Below are 19,546 nucleotides of genomic sequence, written 5' to 3' on the forward strand. Positions count from 1 at the left end.
TTATGACGGAAGAAATTATCATTGCAGGTTTTGGAGGTCAAGGAGTGCTTTCTATGGGAAAAATTTTAGCCTATTCAGGCATCATGCAGGATGAGGAAGTAAGCTGGATGCCATCATATGGTCCCGAAATGCGAGGCGGAACTGCCAACGTTACTGTTATTTTGAGTGATGAGCGAATCAGTTCCCCTTACTTAAAAATGTACGATACCGCTATTATCTTAAACCAACAATCTATGGATAAGTTTGAGGAGACCGTTAAGCCTGGTGGTACACTTTTGTATGATCCCAACGGAATTTCCCAACATCCTACGAGAACGGATATTAAGATTTACCAGATTGAGGGGGCAAAATTAGCTGCCGAAATGGGAAATAAAAAAATATTCAATATGGTCGTTTTGGGCGCATTTCTAAAGATAAAGCCCATCGTAAAGCTTGAAAATGTTATTGAAGGTTTGAAAAAATCATTATCAGAACGTTACCATTATTTAATTCCATTGAACAAAGAAGCGATAATTGAAGGTATGGGTAACGTGTCTCCCTACACTATTGAAGAACAGGCCCTTCCTAATTAGCTATATTCCCAAATATGTTGTCTTATTCATGATATGGATCAAGGTTAATAACTACATCCAATTGTAACTTTCATTCTGGAAAATAATATCGTCCCAATAGCGCCTTATACATAGGCTGGATTGATCGCCTCCATGTAAAATCCAACTCTCCATAATTCCGATAATTTGTAAACCGGACTTGATTCAACAATAAGTTTATCTTTACATCATGGAGACGACCTACGCCAAAATGGAGTGCATCAGCATATTTGATATGTTGAAAATCGGTATTGGCCCATCAAGTTCGCACACCTTAGGACCTTGGCGAGCTGCTGAAAGATGGATTGCCGAACTCAAGGCCTCAGATCTTTTCCATGAAGTCGAAAAGATACAGGTACATATGTATGGCTCATTGTCCTTGACAGGGAAAGGTCATGCCACGGATTTTGCCGTTATGCTGGGATTGTCCGGGACCGACCCCGAATATGTGGCCATAGAGGATATTCATCAAATTGTTCAAGAAATAAAGAATACCAAAAGCTTACATTTTAATAAGGAACGCCCATTGCCATTTGATCCGGCTACCGATATTATCTTCAATCGGAAGTTCCTTCCCTTTCATGCGAACGGTTTAAAGTTCGTCGCCACCTTTACAAATGGTACGACAAAATCAAAGACCTACTACTCGATCGGTGGGGGTTTTGTGGTAGTGGAAGAACGAAAAAATGCCAAACGTAATATCGAGACCTTTAAGTCCTTTCCCATGCCAATCACCTTGGGCAGCGAACTTTTGGCCTATTGCGCACAAGAAAACAAAGCCATTTCAGAAATCGTACTAATGAACGAACGTTCCCTGCGCACTGATGAAGAAATAGATCTACAATTACATCGTATTTGGGACACCATGCTCGAATGCATGTATATCGGCTGCCATAGTGAAGGTGTTCTCCCAGGGGGACTCAACGTGCGCCGTCGTGCCTTTGGTATCCATCAAAATCTCAAGGGTGACCTACCCTACTCCACGCCCCAGGAATGGTTACATACCATACGCCAGACCGAGGTTAAATTTCGACAGATCTTAAAATGGGTCAGTTGCTTTGCTCTGGCCGTCAACGAGGTCAACGCCTCCTTGGGCCGCGTGGTTACAGCCCCTACTAATGGGAGTGCCGGGGTAATCCCGGCTGTACTCATGTATTATCTGGTCATTGAAAATCACGATGCCGGTTTTGAGGAGATTAAAAAATTTTTATTGGTAGCCGGGGAAATTGGGAGCTTATTTAAAAAAGGTGCTACGATATCCGCTGCCATGGGGGGTTGCCAGGCCGAAATCGGGGTTTCCTCGGCCATGGCCGCAGGAGCTTTGACAGAACTACTGGGAGGTACTCCCGAACAGGTATTGATGGCTGCTGAAATTGCCATGGAACACCATTTAGGACTCACTTGTGATCCTATTGGGGGACTGGTACAAGTGCCATGTATAGAACGGAACTCCATGGGGGCAATAAAGGCCATCAACGCTGCGGAACTGGCTTTGGGTTCAGACCCCAAAGAAGCCAAGGTCCCCTTCGACAAGGTGGTGCAGACCATGTGGGAAACCGCAAAGGACATGAATACCAAATACAAGGAAACCTCGGAAGGCGGACTCGCCGTCGGGGTCTATTTAAGTGATTGTTAGCAGGTTAAGGCAATACTATGACGGGTTTGTCCTCACTTTTACAACTTCTAGAGTCTAACCTATCACTATTATCCCAAAAACCTTGTAATTCTTACGCTTTTGTCAGAGATTTAGTAAATTAGTAAAGTACTTATTGTACCAAGTTAGGGTTCACCTCAATGACACGTTCAAAACAACAAGCACATCCATTAACCGCGTCATATTACCAATTAATCATGAAACCGAGAAGTATTCTTCTAGTGGGGATACTAACGATTTTGTTTTTTAGCTGTGAGAAAAAGGGTTCAGATTTAATCTGGGCCTATATAAGTGAAACTCAATGCACCAATGAATGGGACAGATTTGGTCTTAATTCAACGGAGGATAATTTAGTTGAATATTTAAAGAGTCATGATATTCCAATATTTGATTTTAATATTGAAGTATATTCCGCTGGTCCATTTTGTAATGCTTGTACATGTCCCTCAGGTAGAAATATTCAAGTTCTTATTGACGCCGATGATTTTAGTAAAATAGAGAAATTAGGATTTATAAAATGATCACGCAAACCTAACGGCGGCATAGGTAATACCGGATTCTACCTCAAACAAATAACAAGAAAATAGTATTTTAGTCTTATCAAATAAAAGTTGTGTTAAGGCAATATACCAGATTGGGGTATTCCTAAGAATACTTATGGAGGATTATTCAATGACAAGAAGTCGATTTATTGCGAATAGGTTACGCGAAGTCCTATTAAACGGGCATTGGGTTGCCAATACAAACTATAAAGAACAGTTACAAAGTGTGGATTGGGTACAGGCTACACAAAAAATCGGAAAACTGAACACGATAGCTGCGCTCACTTATCACGTCAACTACTATTTAGCCGGTATTCTCAATGTTTTTAATGGTGGAGATCTCGAAATTCGGGATAAATACAGTTTTGAAATGCCCCCAATTACATCGGAAACCGATTGGAAAAAACTAAGTAATGAATTTTTGATGAACGCCGAAAAACTGATACATCATATAGAAAAATTGGAGGATCAAAAATGGGATACCGTATTTGTAGCTAAAAAATACGGCACCTTCTTAAGAAATATGGAAGGGGTTATTGAACATAGCTATTATCATCTCGGGCAAATTTCCCTACTTAGAAAACTGAATTTGGAGCGTACAACATAATTAAGTTACTAAAATTTACCATATTCGAAATAGTCAAATTTTAATGGGCTAGTAAATAGGATTTTATTATATTGATTTAAGAATCGAAACCCATAAAACTTCATACTATGAAAACGATGACCTGTAAACAATTAGGCGGTGCCTGTGAATTGGAATTCCAAGCGAACAATTTTGATGAAATAGCGGAAATGAGTAAGCGACACGGTATGGAGATGTTCCAAAAAGGGGACAAAGCCCATCTAAAGGCTATGATTGGGATGAAAGCCAAGATGCAATCGCCAAATGACATGGTTGAATGGCTCGAGAGTAAAAGAAAAGTATTTGATTCACTGCCAGATAATGAATAACACACCCATACGATTTTTACCTATAATAAGCCTATTCAAATTCGATGCCGGCCTTAGATAGCCATCTTCCAAAAATCCTTAATCTTGCATTCCCTATGAAAAAACAGTTCCCATTAATTTCCTTAGTAGTATTCCTTTTACTCAACATAATTAACTCCCAGGCCCAAATGGCCGAACAGGCGGCACCCAAATTTAAAGATGGGGAGGCACAGGTAATTCCCGCTTTTGAGGATACCTCCAAGTGGATCCGTCACGACCTATGGGTAGCCACTGAATTCGATTCCGACGGGGATATGAAACCCGACCGTATGCATGTCAGTGTCACCCGACCCGAGCAAACAGAAACAGAAGGACTCAAACTACCCGTTATTTACGTTTCAAGTCCTTATTTCGCTGGGGTCGCCCCCGATATCGACGGAGTTTTTTGGGATGTACGACATGAGCTCGGTGAAATGGGCAAGGAACGGGTACATCCCGAGGTTGTCCGAATTGGGAAACGACCCATAATTTCCAATTCCCATATAAATACTTGGGTGCCCCGAGGGTACATCGTGGTACATTCATCCTCTCCGGGGACTGGACTATCCGAAGGGGCACCAACAGTTGGGGGAGATAACGAATCTTTGGCACCTAAAGCCGTTATTGATTGGCTATGTGGACGTATTCCGGGGTACACCACCCCTGATGGTACTGAAACCATAGCGGCTTATTGGTCAACAGGAAAAGTTGGGATGACCGGGACATCCTATAATGGCACCATTCCCTTGGCAGCGGCAACTACCGGTGTTGATGGCCTTGAAGCCATCATCCCTATTGCACCTAACACTTCTTATTATCATTATTACCGATCGAACGGATTGGTACGTTCCCCCGGGGGGTATTTGGGGGAGGATATCGATGTGCTCTATGATTACATTCATAGTGGGGATGAGTCCAAACGCGCTGGTAACAATGCCAGGATCCGGGATACCGAAATGAAAAACGGAATGGATCGGATTACCGGGGATTACAATGACTTTTGGGCGGGGCGTGACTATCTAAACGATATGAAACCTATGAAAGCGGCCTTATTGATGTCTCACGGTTTTAACGATTGGAACGTAATGCCCGAACATAGTTATCGAATTTATAAGGCAGCCAAGGAAAAAGGGTTACCAGCCCAGATCTATTACCACCAAAATGGCCATGGAGGACCGCCACCCATGAAAATGATGAACCGTTGGTTTACACGGTATTTACATGGTATAGAAAATGGCGTGGAAAATGAACCCAAGGCCTGGATCGTACGTGAGAATGCTGACGAGACCGATCCTACCCCCTATGCCGAATACCCAAATCCAGATGCCTTGCCAGTAGAACTACACCTAAGTCCCGGGGCACCGGAAAAAGGGAAATTGACTTTAGGAAAGACCAAGACCAAAACCAAGGAAACCTTGGTCGATGATTATTCCTATTCAGGAGCTTCTTTAGCCAAAATGGAAAATACGAAACATCGTTTATTATACATAACCCCCGAACTCAAAGAAGCCGTACATATATCAGGCACCCCACGGATAACGGTTACTTTGGCGAGTAGCAAACCAGCTGCGAATCTTTCCATTTGGTTGGTATCCCTTCCTTGGAACGAAGGTGAAAACGTAAAAATCACGGATAATATCATTACCCGGGGTTGGGCCGATCCGCAGAACCACAAGTCATTGACCAAAAGTGAGCCCTTGCAACCGGGGAAATTCTATGAGGTAACCTTTGATTTAATGCCCGATGATCAGATTATTCCAAAAGGGCAACATATAGGACTAATGATTTTCTCGAGTGACCAAGAGTTCACCCTTTGGCCAACACCTGGAACGGAACTTACCATTGATCTGGATCGGACCCATTTAAGTCTACCCGTAGTCGGAGGTGTTGAGACCTTAACAAAGGCCATGACAAAATAAAGAAAGAGTACTATTTTATTTTCAGCAAATAGTCGAGAACATTGTTCTCAATACGTTCATGGATATTTGAAATATCCGCTTTTACAAAGGTTTCCCCTGTAATATTCTCATAAAGTTCGATATAACGGTCAGATACGGTTTCAATATATTCATCGGTCATTTCAGGTAATGTCTGTCCTTCCAATCCTTGAAAACCATTGCTTATCAACCATTGACGAACAAATTCCTTCGAAAGTTGCTTTTGGGCTTCTCCCCTATTTTGACGATCCTGATATCCTTCGGCATAAAAATATCGAGAGGAATCTGGAGTATGAATTTCATCGATCAATACAATCTTTCCCTGTTTGGTCTTTCCGAATTCATATTTGGTATCGACTAAGATCAAGCCCCTTTTGGCTGCAATCTCCGTACCCCTCTGAAATAAGGCCTTGGTATACTTTTCAAGTACGGTGTAATCCGCTTCGGTTACGATACCTCTTTTTAAAATATCAGCCTTGGAAATATCCTCGTCATGGTTGCCCATTTGAGCCTTGGTCGCTGGAGTGATGATAGGCTCTGGAAACTTGTCGTTCTCTTTCATTCCATCTGGCATGGGAACGCCACAAAGCATTCTTTTGCCAGCTTTGTACTCGCGAGCAGCATGACCAGAAAGATAGCCTCGAATAACCATTTCTACCTTATAAGGCTCGCAGGCATAACCTATAGCTACATTAGGATCTGGGGTTGCCAATAGCCAATTGGGGACAATATCCTTGGTATCTTCCATCATCTTGGTGGCGATCTGATTCAAAATTTGCCCTTTATAAGGAATACCTTTGGGCATCACCACATCAAAAGCGGAGAGTCGGTCAGTAGCGATCATCACCAAAATATCTTCTTCCAGGCGATATACTTCCCGTACTTTACCTTTATAAACACTTTGTTGACCTGGAAAATTGAAATCTGTATTCGTTATCGTATTGCCCATGGGGTATGCTTAATTTTGATGTTCTATATTCTTGTAGGCGTCTATCACTTTTTTCACCAGTTTATGGCGAATGACATCCTTGTCATCTAAATAAATCATAGAAATACCCTCCACATTCCCCAAGATCAACAGCGCCTCTTTTAAACCTGAAATAATCCTTCTAGGTAAATCGATTTGCCCAGGATCTCCGGTAATCAGGAACTTGGCATTTTTACCCATTCGGGTAAGGAACATTTTCATCTGTGCATGTGTGGTATTCTGGGCTTCATCGAGGATGACGAAGGCATTATCCAATGTTCGTCCTCTCATAAAGGCCATTGGAGCAATCTGAATGGTTCCATTTTCAATCAAATGTGCCAATTTTTCAGTGGGAATCATATCCCTCAGGGCATCGTATAACGGCTGCATATAGGGATCTAATTTTTCTTTAAGGTCGCCTGGCAAGAATCCAAGATTTTCACCAGCTTCCACCGCAGGCCGGGTTAAAATAATCCGCTTTACCTGTTTTTCCTTTAGAGCCTTAACAGCTAAGGCTACCCCAGTATAGGTCTTTCCGGTACCAGCCGGACCAATGGCGAAAACCATATCATTATTATAGGAGGCATCTACCAATCTACGTTGGTTAACGGTCTGGGCCCTTATCAACCGGCCACTGACACCATGCACCAATACCTCCCCACTATTCTCAGGGGATGCATAATCCTCTTTGCCATTACTTGTCAATACCCTTTCTATAATGTTCTCGTCCAACTTGTTGTATTTTGCGAAATGTTGGGTAAGCATATCGAATCTTCTATCGAATTCCTCCAAAAGATCCTCGTCCCCATAGACCTTAATCTTATTTCCCCGTGCCACGATCTTTAGCTTTGGGAAATACTTTTTTATGATATCAATGTTTTCATTTCCTTGTCCAAAAAACTCTCTTGGACTAATTTCGATGAGCTCTAGAATTAGTTCGTTCAAAAAATATTGGGTTGTTAAATTAAAGCCAGGAATAATATTTCGTACGGCTGTTTTTTTGTTTAATTTTGTTTAACAAACTTAAGTAAAATTTCAGTTTGACGAACCAAAAACATATCAACATTGCTGCATGGCAATTATTACATTAACTACCGATTTTGGATTAAAAGATCATTTTGTGGGCGCATTGAAGGGTGCCGTCTACAAAGAACTTCAAGAAGCCAGGATTGTTGATATTTCACACAACATAAGTCCGTTCAACATTCAAGAATGTGCTTACATTCTAAAAAACTCCTATAAAAGTTTTCCGGAAGGCACTATCCATATCGTTGGTGTTGACTCGGAAGCCACCCCAGAGAACCAACATATTGTCGTACTGGTCGATGGGCATTATTTCATCACCGCCAATAATGGGGTGATCGGTCTTATTATTTCTGAGATAAAACCGCAAAAGGTTATTGAAATCAATTTGCCAAATACCGTTAACGGACCTTTTCCCGTGCTCGATGTTTTTGTGAAAGTAGCCTGTCATATCGTTCGTGGTGGTACCTTGGAGGTGGTTGGCAAGCCCTTTGAAGGGCTAAAGGACCTAAAGGATTTCTCGCCAAGAATCACCGATGACGGTAAAAAAATAGTAGGTAGCATCATTTATATCGACCATTATGGTAATGTGGTGACCAATATCCAGAAAAGCCTGTTCGAGGCGTATAGAAAAGGGCGATCCTTTGAATTACATGCCAGGACCAGTTCAATTACCAAAATCCTTAATAATTATGGTGAAATCGTTAATTACGATCTGGATCGGACCAAGAGAAAAGGGGCAGGGGATTTACTGGCTCTTTTCAATTCATCGGACTATATAGAACTCGCTATTTATAAAAGCAATTTGAAAACCGTTGGTGGGGCTTCTACCCTATTGGGGTTGGATTATCGGGACACCATCACCATTAACTTTTTGTAAATGTTGGTACGCATCGTAAAATTGACTTTCAAAACAGCCCATATTGCGGCTTTTGAGCAGATTTTTGATTCGTCCTATCCTTTAATAACGGATTTTGAAGGTTGTATTTCCCTGGAATTACTACAGGATGTATCCCATCCCAATATCTTCTTTACCTATAGTCAATGGGAAAGCGAAGCCCATCTAAACGCCTACAGGAATTCCGACCTTTTCAAAGGGGTTTGGGGTACCACCAAAAAATTGTTCAAGGACAAACCGGAAGCTTGGAGTGTTGTTAAAAAGTAAGGAAACCCCATAACTCAAGATTGATTCGACGAATTGACCCTCCATAGCGATATAGGAATTGTTCGACTTATAAACATCCTCTAAAATAGAAGGATGACTTTTAGATTTGTCAGGACAAATAATATATATTTAAAATTTGACTCTTTCCCGTAAGTATGGGGGATTGAAACAATAATGCTTATTGGATTTACATATACCCGACTGAATTTCAAATAACCAATTTGGATGGGGAAGTGTTAATAAGTTTGTTTCTTTAGAAAGGACAATTAAAATATCTTTGTTTGACTGCCAAAGGCAGGTTCAATCAATTATTAGGGGTCCACATCCTAATGAAATCAAATCGAACATAAAGTAATTCAGAAAAAAAGAACATCGAATGAAATTTATAGTATCAAGTACTTATTTGCTTAAACAATTACAGGTTTTAGGAGGGGTGATCAATAATAGTAATACCTTACCTATCCTAGATAATTTTCTATTTGATTTACAACAAAAAAAATTAACTGTTTCGGCTTCCGATCTTGAAACCACCATGAGTACGGAACTCGAAGTAGATTCGGACAATGAAGGAACGATCGCTGTACCCGCCAAATTATTGCTAGAGATATTAAAGACATTCCCTGAGCAACCATTAACCTTTGTCGTGGAAGACAACAATACGGTTGAGATCAGTTCCAACCACGGTAAATATGCCTTGGCCTATGCCGATGGGGCCGAATTTCCAAAAGCTGTAGAATTGGCCAGTCCTAGTACTACCACCATTATGGGTGACATTTTGGCAACGGCTATCAACAAAACCATATTCGCTGCGGGTAATGATGATTTAAGACCCGTAATGAGCGGTGTATTCTTTCAGTTCTCCCCTGAACATCTGACTTTTGTGGCCACAGACGCCCACAAATTGGTAAAATATCAAAGAGCGGATGTTAGTGCTTCGCAAGTAGCGGAATTCATTATGCCCAAAAAACCATTGAACCTTTTGAAAGGAATATTGGCCGGCAGTGAATCTGAAGTGACCATTGAGTATAATGATAGCAATGCCAAATTCAGTTTTGAGAATACGGAATTGATTTGTAGGCTGATCGATGGTAAATATCCTAATTATGAAGCGGTGATTCCGAAGGAAAACCCGAACAGACTGACCATCTCTAGGAATCAGTTTTTAAGTTCAGTGAGAAGGGTTTCCATTTTCTCTAACAAAACTACCCATCAGATCCGATTGAAGATTGCAGGGGCCGAACTGAATATTTCGGCTGAGGATATCGATTATAGCAATAAGGCGGAAGAAAGGCTTACCTGTTCGTACCAAGGCGATGATATGCAAATCGGCTTCAATTCAAGGTTTCTGACCGAAATGCTCAATAACTTGGGTTCTGAGGAAGTGTCCTTGGAAATGAGCTTACCCAATAGAGCAGGAATACTTACCCCCATCGACGGATTGGATGAAGGGGAGCATGTAACCATGCTGGTTATGCCTGTTATGTTGAATAATTAAATGTTTTCAAGGCGGAATTTTTAATTGTTTATCCCTTTAATCACTGCGTTTTTTCCTACAATCGTTATCGTTTAATGGTAGTTGAACTGGGAGTTTTGTGCTACGTCGAATAATTTCCATTTTAGCTATTACTCTATATTCTTAGGACTATTTTAGTTATGCTTTTAATAAGTATTAACTTTTATTAATTCCTATTATTATGAAAAAAATAATTCTGCCCTTATTAATACTAGGGTTCCTTTTTACCTCCTGCGAAGGGGAAGATTTGAACTCCCAGATCGAGATGGATGCCATTGCGGCTAAGGCTAAAATCTCTAAAGAGAAGTCTGAAACGGAATCCAATTCCGAAGATGGAAACTGTGAAACGGCTTTTGGAAGGTATTGTTCTTGTGCGAGCCTAAATACTTGTTTTATCGACATGGATTACGGATTTAATCGTTGGGGATGGTCCGTTAGACTAGATAAGCATAGAACTGAACGCTTCGGTTTATACGCGGGAGTTGGCCAATGTGATATGAGTAAAGGGACTCCAGTCGGTGGTATTGATGTAACATTCAATGAAGATGGAACCGTTACTCTTGGTGACTTTGAACCAAAATCTGGATACTCTCTAAAGGAGTTTCATTTCTATGCCGGTGACACAGAAGTTCCAATTGGAAAAAATGGAAGGACCACAGTTGCTCCAGGTCAATACTATAATGAAGGGGATTATAATAACGATGGTGTTGTTTATGTGATTATACACGCAGTCATCTGCGGAGATTTTGAGGAATAAGTATATTTTGATTCAGTAGATTGTACAGATATTTTGAATTGGGTATACTTTATAAATTGTATAGGGTGGGTTTAAATACCCACCCTTTTTTTATATAGGTATTACTTTTTTCAGTCAGGCTCTTGAATAATAGTGCTGCAAAATTGACTTATTAAAATTCCTATTAATAGCAGTTAGGAACACTATAGTAGGTGAACTTGCTATTTTTGAGTAAATGTAAGTTAAGAGATAAACCGTATCGTACCGAAATAACTTGGAGATTCCCCATTGCTGGCCTTAACGGCATTCACGATGGGCATTATCAAGGAAAGGACCCCAGCAAATATCAGTAGCAATATACCCAATCCCAATAACAGGATACTAGGTATGCCTATCACCACATAAAGTATTAGGCTCAATTGTAGATTGATGACCGATTTGCCATGTTCGTCCATTCCTAGTACAGCGTCTTTATTAGTTAGCCAAAGGATCAAGGGTACGATCAGTCCGCCAAATCCGGTAACATAATCCAAATATTGGGTCAAGTGAGTAATGACGAGGAGTTGTCTATCTTCCCGTAATGCGATGTTTCGATTTATAATTTCCATTTTTTTGATTGATTTAAGATGAATAACTATAAATACGACGCAAAAACCAACCTTTTGTTACACCTACCAACGCAGCTATTTTTTCTTGACGAGTTTGGCAAGCTTCTCCTTGTCCTTGGCAATCGTCGTATTGAGTTTATCGATTTTGGCATTCATCTTTTCAATATCAACAGGGGATAATTTACCCTTTTGGGTTCCTTTCTTTAGTTTATCCTGTATTGAAATAACCTTCTTTTCATTTTTGGAAATCGCTTTTTCTTTGGCTTTGATGTTATGGATCAATTTCTCCGCTCTTTTTTTCTCTTTTTCCTTTTTATTTGCTTCCTTTTCTGCCTTGGCCGCTTGTTTTTCTTCTTTTTCAACTTTTTTGATTACCTCTTTCCGTTCTTTGATCTCCTCCTCGGTCAGTATGGGTGTATTGCCATCCTCTAATTGGGCATAGGAAAAGTTGAAGCTAAAGAGCAACATCGCAGCGAATATGAATAATTGTTTCATCTTTTTAAGTCTATTTAATTAATGGTGAATTCAATAGATAAAATTAATACAAATTCCAAAGCAAACCCATTTTAAATCATATGCTAACCCAAAACAATTTATAATTCAGGATTTACCTATTTTTGCGTTCAAAGATTAGCCCATGACTCCAACAGATACTATAGTTGCTTTGGCCTCACCTTCAGGTGCAGGGGCCATCGCCGTTATCCGGGTGTCTGGCACTGATGCTCTCAAGATATGCAATAGTGTTTTTAAGTCCATACATGGGAAGGATCTGATGCGACAAAAGAGCCATACGATCCATTTGGGCCATATTATGGACGCAAACAAAACACTGGATCAAGTTTTGGTCTCCCTATTCAAAGGTCCCCATTCCTATACCGGTGAAAATGTGGTCGAGATATCTTGCCATGGATCCCCATATATACAACAGCAGATTATACAATTGTTGCTTCGAAAGGGGTGCAGAATGGCCGAGGCTGGGGAATTCACCCTTCGAGCCTTTTTAAATGGAAAGTTGGATTTAAGCCAGGCTGAAGCCGTTGCCGACCTGATTTCAAGCGAGAACGAGGCGTCACATCAAATAGCCATGCAACAGATGCGGGGTGGTTTCAGCAACGAGATAAAACTCCTACGGGATGAGTTACTGAATTTTGCCTCCTTGATTGAATTGGAGTTGGATTTCGCAGAGGAGGATGTTGAATTCGCAGATCGCTCCAAATTCAAGGAGCTGCTCAATCGAATCGAAGAGGTTCTTAAAAGGTTGTTAGATTCCTTTGCCGTAGGGAATGTTATTAAAAATGGAATTCCCGTAGCCATTGTCGGGGAACCCAATGTGGGCAAATCTACCTTGCTCAATGCCCTACTGAATGAGGAACGGGCCATTGTATCCGAAATTGCAGGTACCACAAGGGATGCCATTGAGGACGAATTGACCATTGGGGGCATAGGGTTCCGATTTATTGATACGGCGGGAATAAGGGTCACCTCAGATGTAGTCGAAAATATTGGGATTAAAAAAACCTTTGAAAAAATCGGACAAGCCCAGGTTGTTCTTTTTCTTCATAGCGCCGAAGAATTCAAGAATGCCGAGATCAATCTAAAAAGTTTACAGACCGAGGTAGGTAAAATAGCTTCGAAACATCCGGACAAGCCCTTGGTGATCTTGGTGAATAAAATCGATATCTTAAACAAAAAAGAGAGGGAGTCCCTTGAGCAACTACTTTCCCATGTGGAGGGCTCTGATTTTGAGATTATTTCCGCCAAAACCAAAGAGGGTATAGATAACCTTAAAAACCGGTTATTAAAATTTGTCAATACAGGGGCTTTACGTAATAATGAAACCATTGTCACCAATACCCGCCACTACGATGCGCTGTTAAAAGCCTTGGATGAGGTACAAAAAGTCCAGTTTGGCATGGACAATTCAATTCCAGGCGATCTTTTGGCTATTGACATTCGTCAGGCATTGTTCCATTTTGGGGAAATCACGGGGGAAATCACTTCTGACGATCTTCTCGGAAATATTTTTGCGAATTTTTGTATCGGTAAGTAATAATCCTCCGATAAATTATCCTTGATTATAAGCCCATTAAAAACTACAAGTCCCTAAGCCATAAACGGTGATAAGAATTCAGAAAAAAATTTTGCATGTTCAATAGGAAAGAAAACCTAAATAAAAGGTTCCTTAAACCGTTCAAAATGACAGGTATACCCATTTGGATTTCGGACGAGGTAATCCTGATGTTCGGGTTCTGCAGGCCAAAAAGTGGTATACGGTTCCAGGGTGGTCACCACCCTACCCTTCCATCTATTTGTTCGATCCACAAGGGTAATCATTTCTACAGCTTCTTTTTTTTCTACCTCATTTTGAAAGAAAATAGCCGAACGATAGCTCGAACCCAAATCATTGCCTTGTTTATCTACAGTCGTAGGGTCATGGATCCTAAAAAAATAATCCAACAATTCCCTAAACGAAGTCTCTAAAGGGGCATAGGTGATTTCAATACCTTCGGCATGGCCGGGATGATAGCGATAGGTCGGATTCTCATTTTCACCGCCGATATACCCTACCTCCGTATCCTTAACCCCTGGTCGTGCCCTAAAGAGCTCTTCCATGCCCCAAAAACAACCCCCGGCCAAATAGGCTTTTTTATAGTCCTCCATTTTCCAAACCATTTAAAAGTTTTACAATTTCCATCATTAAAAAGAATTAGTCAAATTATATTGCTTTAAATTACCATGGGTGTACCGTTGTACATTTTGATTGTATTGTTTTGGCTTCAGAAGTCAGTTCGAGTGTTTTTTCATAATGCAATGAAGAAAAAATGTATCGAGAACCGATTTAGCCGTAAAATGGTTCTCGAAACGATCGATTTCCTATTAAAATAGGTAAATCATGCATTCAAACTGATATTTATGCAAATTCATTTATTATGCACAACGGTTATTGGTTATAAATTTTACCCTGATTTTATTTAACTCGGTCTAACATTATGTAGCTAGATTCGCTTTCTTTTCCATTCAAAAGTAGAAATCCATCTAAGAACTACATGAGAGCATGGAACAACCCACTTTGTTCCTCGCCCATTCGGGTCTTTTGGCAAACCACTTTTGATGCTCTGGCTGCTCTTCATACGGTTTTTTCAATAGGTTGAAGAACTCATCCAGCAATACATAATCGCCTTTATCCGCATCATCGATGGCCAATTGCGCCATATAATTGCGAAGTACGTACTTAGGGTTAACGGAATTCATAACAACAGCTCGTTCAACATCGCTTTTTAACTCCTTCTTTAAGCGTTCCTTATATTTTAAAAACCAATCTTCCCATAGTGTGGCTTTTTCACTCTTTATCCCTTTAGGATCGTAAAAAGCCTCTCCCACTATGGCCAAACCGTTAGAATTACCTTCGGTCCTGAATTTTGCAAGCTCACGAAAAAAAATGGTCATGTCGGTTTCTGATTGCTGTAAAACAGCCTCCAATTCATCAACCAATACTTGGTCATTAGCGTCCACTTCAAATAGACCTAGTTTTGATTTCATCATTTTTAAATAGGCGACCTTAAGTTCCTCCTGATACTCGCTTAGAATGTTCTGCAAGGGTTCCGCCTCCTCGATAAGCGGATAGAGTGCATTGGCCAATTTCAATAAATTCCATAACACCACTTGCGGTTGTGTGCCATATCTATAGCGCCTATGGGCACTATCCGTGGTATTGGGTGTCCATCCATGATCATACCCTTCCAACCAACCATAAGGCCCATAATCGATGGTTAATCCTAATATAGACATATTATCCGTGTTCATTACACCATGTACAAACCCTACGCGCTGCCAATGAATGACCATTTCAAGGCTTTTAACGGAAACTTCCTTGAAAAAGGCCAGATATACCTCCTTAGAGGGTTTTCCTAAATGGGGATAATGGTATTTAAGGGTGAAATCAACCAATTCCTTCAGTGTTTTTACATCTTGCTGGGCAACGAATATTTCAAAATTGCCAAAGCGAATGAACGATGGTGCTACACGGCAAACGATAGCCCCTTTTTCATAGGCTGGATTCCCGTCATACAACATATCACGCATCACTTGATCACCACTTAATACAATCGATAGTGCCCTGGTCGTAGGCACGCCCAAATGATACATAGCCTCGCTACAAAGATATTCCCTAATCGAGGAACGCAGAACTGCCAATCCGTCCGCTGTTCTTGAATAGGGCGTTTCCCCAGCTCCCTTTAGCTGTAAGGCCCAATTTCTACCTTCATGTTCAACCTCGGCAAGGTTAATGGCACGACCGTCGCCTAATTGGCCTGCCCAATTTCCAAACTGGTGCCCACCGTAGCACATGGCATAGGGTTTTGTCCCTTTCATAACTTTTGATCCAGAAAAAACCGCCAAGAATTCTTTTGAAACCGAAGATTCCTTTAAACCGATAGCATTTATCATTTCGGGCGATACATGGACCAAAGATGGATTCGATGGCTTTCTTGGGGTTACATATGAAAAACAGGCGTTCCTAACCTGGCGTCTGGTGTTCGACACCAAGGGGTCTGCAGGAAGTTCTTTATTGAATTTATCCCTTATGTTGAGTTTTAGCGTCAAAAGGTTATTATTAAGTTAGATGTCCAAAGATACAGTCTTGCAACTACAACAAAAGGTAGTCAAATATTCCTTTAAATTTTACCGTAGCTTTTATGTTGGCTAACATTCAAGCTACCCAATCACAATCAGCCCATCGTTGGTTATAAAAAGAAGCCACTACATTAAGTTAGCGACCATTTCTGAACTTTTGGTCGCAATAATCCAAAATACTTACTGGATATTAAGGATACTCAATTAGTATCTGAAAAACAAGAAATCAAAAATTAACCTTGGAATAATCTGTAAATGGCTCTATAACAATTTTGTAACATAGGTTACAGAAGGGTATATATATGATATATGTCATGAAATTTAGGAATTTATGTCTCTATTTTTGGTGGATTACTAATTGAAAAAACATTATGGAGACCTTGACAGAAACAAAAAAAAGAGTGTATCTATTTGGCGATAAAAAAGCAGATGGAAACAGCACAATGAAAAATCTCTTAGGAGGAAAAGGAGCAAACTTGGCAGAAATGAGTGCCATAGGAATTCCAGTACCTCCTGGTTTTACAATAACTACTGAAGTTTGTACGGAATATAATGCGTTAGGGAAAGATAGTGTCATCAACGCATTGAAAGAAGACGTACAAGCGGCTATAGAGTCCCTTGAGCAGACCATGGGTACAAAATTCGGGGATGCTGAAAATCCACTTTTGATTTCTGTGCGATCAGGTGCGAGGGTTTCCATGCCAGGAATGATGGATACGGTCCTTAATTTGGGATTGAACGACAAGGCCGTTCTTGGATTGGTCAAAAGAACAAAAAATGAACGATTTGCATGGGATTCCTATCGTCGTTTCATTCAAATGTACGGCGGTGTTGTTTTGGGAATGAAACCAAAGACCAAGCAAGATATAGATCCTTTCGAGGAAATCATGGAACATCTAAAGGACAAAAGAAATATTGAATTGGATACCGAATTCACCGTTCAGGATCTACGGGATTTGGTCTATGACTTTAAGGATGCCGTTAAAAAACAAACGGGACATGATTTCCCGACCGATCCTTGGGATCAATTATGGGGCGCTGTAATGGCCGTTTTTAATAGTTGGAATGGCGATAGGGCCGTATATTACAGAAATATGCATGGTTATCCTGCAGATTGGGGTACTGCTGTGAACGTTCAAGCGATGGTCTTCGGTAATATGGGCACTAATTCAGGAACCGGGGTTTGCTTTACACGGGATGCAGGTACGGGAGAAAATGTCTTTAATGGCGAATACCTTATCGATGCCCAAGGTGAGGATGTTGTTGCTGGTGTTAGAACGCCACAACAAATTACAAAACTAGGTTCTAAACGTTGGGCGGAATTGGCCAAGGTAGAAGAGGCGGACAGGGCCGAGAACTATCCTTCCTTGGAAGAATTGATGCCTAAAATCTATAAAGAACTAAATGGATATCAAGAAAAGCTGGAAAAGCACTATCGTGATATGCAGGATATGGAGTTCACCATACAAGATGGTAAGTTGTGGATATTACAGACACGTAATGGGAAACGTACCGGTGCGGCAATGGTAAAAATAGCTGTGGACCTCCTAAAAGAAGGGTTGATCAATGAAAAAGAAGCCATACTTCGTATTGAACCTAATAAGTTGGATGAATTATTGCATCCGGTTTTTGACCCAAAAGCATTGAAATCGGCCCATGTAATCGCGCAGGGCTTACCTGCTTCCCCAGGTGCAGCTACCGGTAAGATTGTTTTCTTTGCCGATGAAGCCTCTAAATTCATGCATAGTATATTAGTCCGAATTGAAACATCACCTGAAGATTTAGAGGGAATGAACATTGCCAAGGGTATTCTAACGGCCCGTGGTGGTATGACATCGCATGCTGCGGTTGTAGCCCGGGGTATGGGCAAATGTTGTGTTTCCGGTGCAGGGGCCTTAAAAATAGATTATAAATCGCGTACGTTAAAGGTTGATGGACAAGTTTACCATGAAGGGGATTGGATTTCTTTAAACGGCTCAACAGGTAATATTATCGAAGGTAAAGTAGCTACAATTGAGCCTGAATTGAGTGGTGAATTTGCTGAAATCATGAAACTATCTGATAAATTCAGAACCATGGAAGTCCGCACAAACGCCGATAGCCCCAAAGATGCAAAAGTAGCTCGAAGTTTTGGTGCACAAGGTATTGGTTTAACACGTACCGAACATATGTTCTTTGAAGTGGATCGGATCAAGGCCATGCGCGAAATGATTTTGGCAGACACGGTTAATGGCCGTAAACGGGCGTTAAAACACCTATTACCAATGCAACGTGAAGATTTTGAGGGTATTTTTGAAGCCATGCAAGGGTTACCGGTAACTGTTCGTTTATTGGATCCACCGCTACACGAATTTGTTCCCCACCAATTAAGTTTACAAAAAGAATTGGCCGAAGAAATGCATATCTCCGTGGATGCTGTTAAAAGCAAAGTGGCAGAATTAGCTGAATTTAACCCTATGTTAGGGCATCGGGGATGCCGCTTAGGCAATACCTATCCGGAAATTACCGAGATGCAAGCCAGGGCGATTATTGAAGCCGCCTTGAACCTAAAAGCAAAAGGTATAGAAGCAAAGCCTGAAATTATGGTTCCTTTGATTGGTACGATGGATGAATTTATTATGCAGGAAAACATCATCAGGGAGACTGCCAATAAAGTATTTAAAGAAAAAAATGACACCATACATTATTTAGTGGGTACCATGATAGAGATTCCGCGAGCTGCACTTACCGCGGATAAAATTGCCCAACATGCCGAATTTTTCTCATTTGGAACAAATGATTTAACCCAGATGGCCTTCGGTTATTCACGTGATGATGCCGGTAAATTCTTACCGATTTACATTGAAAAAGGTATTCTAAAAGTAGATCCTTTTGAAGTGCTGGATCAAGAGGGCGTAGGACAATTGGTTGAAATGGCTACAGAAAGAGGCCGTAACGTGAAACCTGATTTAAAAGTGGGTATTTGTGGTGAACATGGCGGAGAACCAAGTTCTGTTGAGTTCTGTTACCGAACCGGAATGAACTATGTAAGCTGTTCTCCCTATAGGGTGCCGATCGCCCGTTTGGCAGCCGCCCAAGCCGCTATAAAAGCGAAGGCATAATATTGGTTATAAGTACGATAAAAGGCTTTGCAAAATTTTGCAAAGCCTTTTTGTTTTGAACCGACGGTAACTAAATGGTTTTGGTATCGGTGTCGTAGTCACATTA

At 40.9% G+C, this 19,546-nt stretch carries 18 protein-coding genes; 12 read left to right on the forward strand and 6 right to left on the reverse strand.

Annotated elements, in window-relative coordinates; translation table 11 throughout:
* Positions 1-2 precede the first annotated feature (2 nt).
* From HPE63_RS03880 to HPE63_RS03905, 6 genes are all read left to right on the forward strand, one after another.
* Positions 3-572 carry a 2-oxoacid:acceptor oxidoreductase family protein gene (locus HPE63_RS03880; RefSeq protein WP_188312902.1) on the forward strand — a complete coding sequence of 190 codons (570 nt, stop codon included), beginning with the start codon at positions 3-5 and terminating at the stop codon, positions 570-572.
* A 229-nt stretch (positions 573-801) separates the two neighbouring features.
* On the forward strand, positions 802-2,226 hold the full coding sequence (locus tag HPE63_RS03885) for an L-serine ammonia-lyase (protein ID WP_188313158.1): 1,425 nt from the start codon (positions 802-804) through the stop codon (positions 2,224-2,226).
* 158 nt (positions 2,227-2,384) lie between these two features.
* Positions 2,385-2,765, forward strand: a complete 381-nt coding sequence (locus HPE63_RS03890; protein WP_188312903.1) for a hypothetical protein — start codon at positions 2,385-2,387, stop codon at positions 2,763-2,765.
* Between the two features lie 136 nt (positions 2,766-2,901).
* On the forward strand, positions 2,902-3,393 hold the full coding sequence (locus HPE63_RS03895) for a DinB family protein (protein ID WP_223198038.1): 492 nt from the start codon (positions 2,902-2,904) through the stop codon (positions 3,391-3,393).
* Between the two features lie 107 nt (positions 3,394-3,500).
* On the forward strand, positions 3,501-3,740 hold the full coding sequence (locus HPE63_RS03900) for a DUF1059 domain-containing protein (protein WP_188312904.1): 240 nt from the start codon (positions 3,501-3,503) through the stop codon (positions 3,738-3,740).
* Positions 3,741-3,835: 95 nt separating this feature from the next.
* Positions 3,836-5,677: a Xaa-Pro dipeptidyl-peptidase gene (locus HPE63_RS03905; protein WP_188312905.1), complete on the forward strand. Its 1,842-nt coding sequence runs from the start codon at positions 3,836-3,838 to the stop codon at positions 5,675-5,677.
* 10 nt (positions 5,678-5,687) lie between these two features.
* Here HPE63_RS03905 and HPE63_RS03910 read toward each other — a convergent pair whose 3' ends face one another.
* Together HPE63_RS03910 and HPE63_RS03915 are read right to left on the reverse strand one after the other, a co-directional pair.
* On the reverse strand, positions 5,688-6,644 hold the full coding sequence (locus HPE63_RS03910) for a phosphoribosylaminoimidazolesuccinocarboxamide synthase (protein ID WP_188312906.1): 957 nt from the start codon (positions 6,642-6,644) through the stop codon (positions 5,688-5,690).
* 9 nt (positions 6,645-6,653) lie between these two features.
* Positions 6,654-7,607: a PhoH family protein gene (locus HPE63_RS03915; RefSeq protein WP_188312907.1), complete on the reverse strand. Its 954-nt coding sequence runs from the start codon at positions 7,605-7,607 to the stop codon at positions 6,654-6,656.
* 127 nt (positions 7,608-7,734) lie between these two features.
* Between HPE63_RS03915 and HPE63_RS03920 the strand changes: the two genes are divergently transcribed.
* The 4 genes from HPE63_RS03920 to HPE63_RS03935 all read left to right on the forward strand — a co-directional run bounded on the left by HPE63_RS03920 (position 7,735) and on the right by HPE63_RS03935 (position 11,120).
* Positions 7,735-8,565 (forward strand): SAM hydrolase/SAM-dependent halogenase family protein, encoded by an 831-nt coding sequence (locus tag HPE63_RS03920; RefSeq protein ID WP_188312908.1) that lies wholly within the window; start codon positions 7,735-7,737, stop codon positions 8,563-8,565.
* Complete coding sequence (locus HPE63_RS03925; RefSeq protein ID WP_188312909.1) at positions 8,566-8,850, forward strand: putative quinol monooxygenase; 285 nt, start codon at positions 8,566-8,568, stop codon at positions 8,848-8,850.
* Between the two features lie 376 nt (positions 8,851-9,226).
* Positions 9,227-10,345, forward strand: a complete 1,119-nt coding sequence (dnaN, locus tag HPE63_RS03930) for a DNA polymerase III subunit beta (protein ID WP_188312910.1) — start codon at positions 9,227-9,229, stop codon at positions 10,343-10,345.
* 199 nt (positions 10,346-10,544) lie between these two features.
* Positions 10,545-11,120 carry a hypothetical protein gene (locus HPE63_RS03935; protein ID WP_188312911.1) on the forward strand — a complete coding sequence of 192 codons (576 nt, stop codon included), beginning with the start codon at positions 10,545-10,547 and terminating at the stop codon, positions 11,118-11,120.
* Between the two features lie 221 nt (positions 11,121-11,341).
* Here the strand turns inward: HPE63_RS03935 and HPE63_RS03940 are convergent, their stop codons facing one another.
* Together HPE63_RS03940 and HPE63_RS03945 are read right to left on the reverse strand one after the other, a co-directional pair.
* Entirely contained in the window at positions 11,342-11,707 is a 366-nt protein-coding gene (locus HPE63_RS03940) for a DUF4870 domain-containing protein (RefSeq protein WP_188312912.1), read from the reverse strand.
* Between the two features lie 75 nt (positions 11,708-11,782).
* Complete coding sequence (locus HPE63_RS03945; protein ID WP_188312913.1) at positions 11,783-12,202, reverse strand: hypothetical protein; 420 nt, start codon at positions 12,200-12,202, stop codon at positions 11,783-11,785.
* Between the two features lie 142 nt (positions 12,203-12,344).
* On the opposite strand from HPE63_RS03945, the gene mnmE reads away from it, so the two are divergent.
* Entirely contained in the window at positions 12,345-13,757 is a 1,413-nt protein-coding gene (gene mnmE, locus HPE63_RS03950) for a tRNA uridine-5-carboxymethylaminomethyl(34) synthesis GTPase MnmE (protein WP_188312914.1), read from the forward strand.
* A gap of 116 nt (positions 13,758-13,873) precedes the next feature.
* Here mnmE and msrA read toward each other — a convergent pair whose 3' ends face one another.
* Positions 13,874-14,368, reverse strand: coding sequence for a peptide-methionine (S)-S-oxide reductase MsrA (gene msrA, locus HPE63_RS03955; RefSeq protein ID WP_188312915.1), 495 nt, complete (start codon positions 14,366-14,368; stop codon positions 13,874-13,876).
* Between the two features lie 375 nt (positions 14,369-14,743).
* Positions 14,744-16,309, reverse strand: a complete 1,566-nt coding sequence (locus HPE63_RS03960; protein ID WP_188312916.1) for a protein adenylyltransferase SelO — start codon at positions 16,307-16,309, stop codon at positions 14,744-14,746.
* A gap of 401 nt (positions 16,310-16,710) precedes the next feature.
* On the opposite strand from HPE63_RS03960, the gene ppdK reads away from it, so the two are divergent.
* Positions 16,711-19,440 (forward strand): pyruvate, phosphate dikinase, encoded by a 2,730-nt coding sequence (gene ppdK, locus HPE63_RS03965; protein WP_188312917.1) that lies wholly within the window; start codon positions 16,711-16,713, stop codon positions 19,438-19,440.
* The last annotated feature ends 106 nt before the right edge of the window (positions 19,441-19,546 follow it).

The organism is Maribacter arenosus, from assembly GCF_014610845.1.
GTDB lineage: Bacteria > Bacteroidota > Bacteroidia > Flavobacteriales > Flavobacteriaceae > Maribacter_A > Maribacter_A arenosus.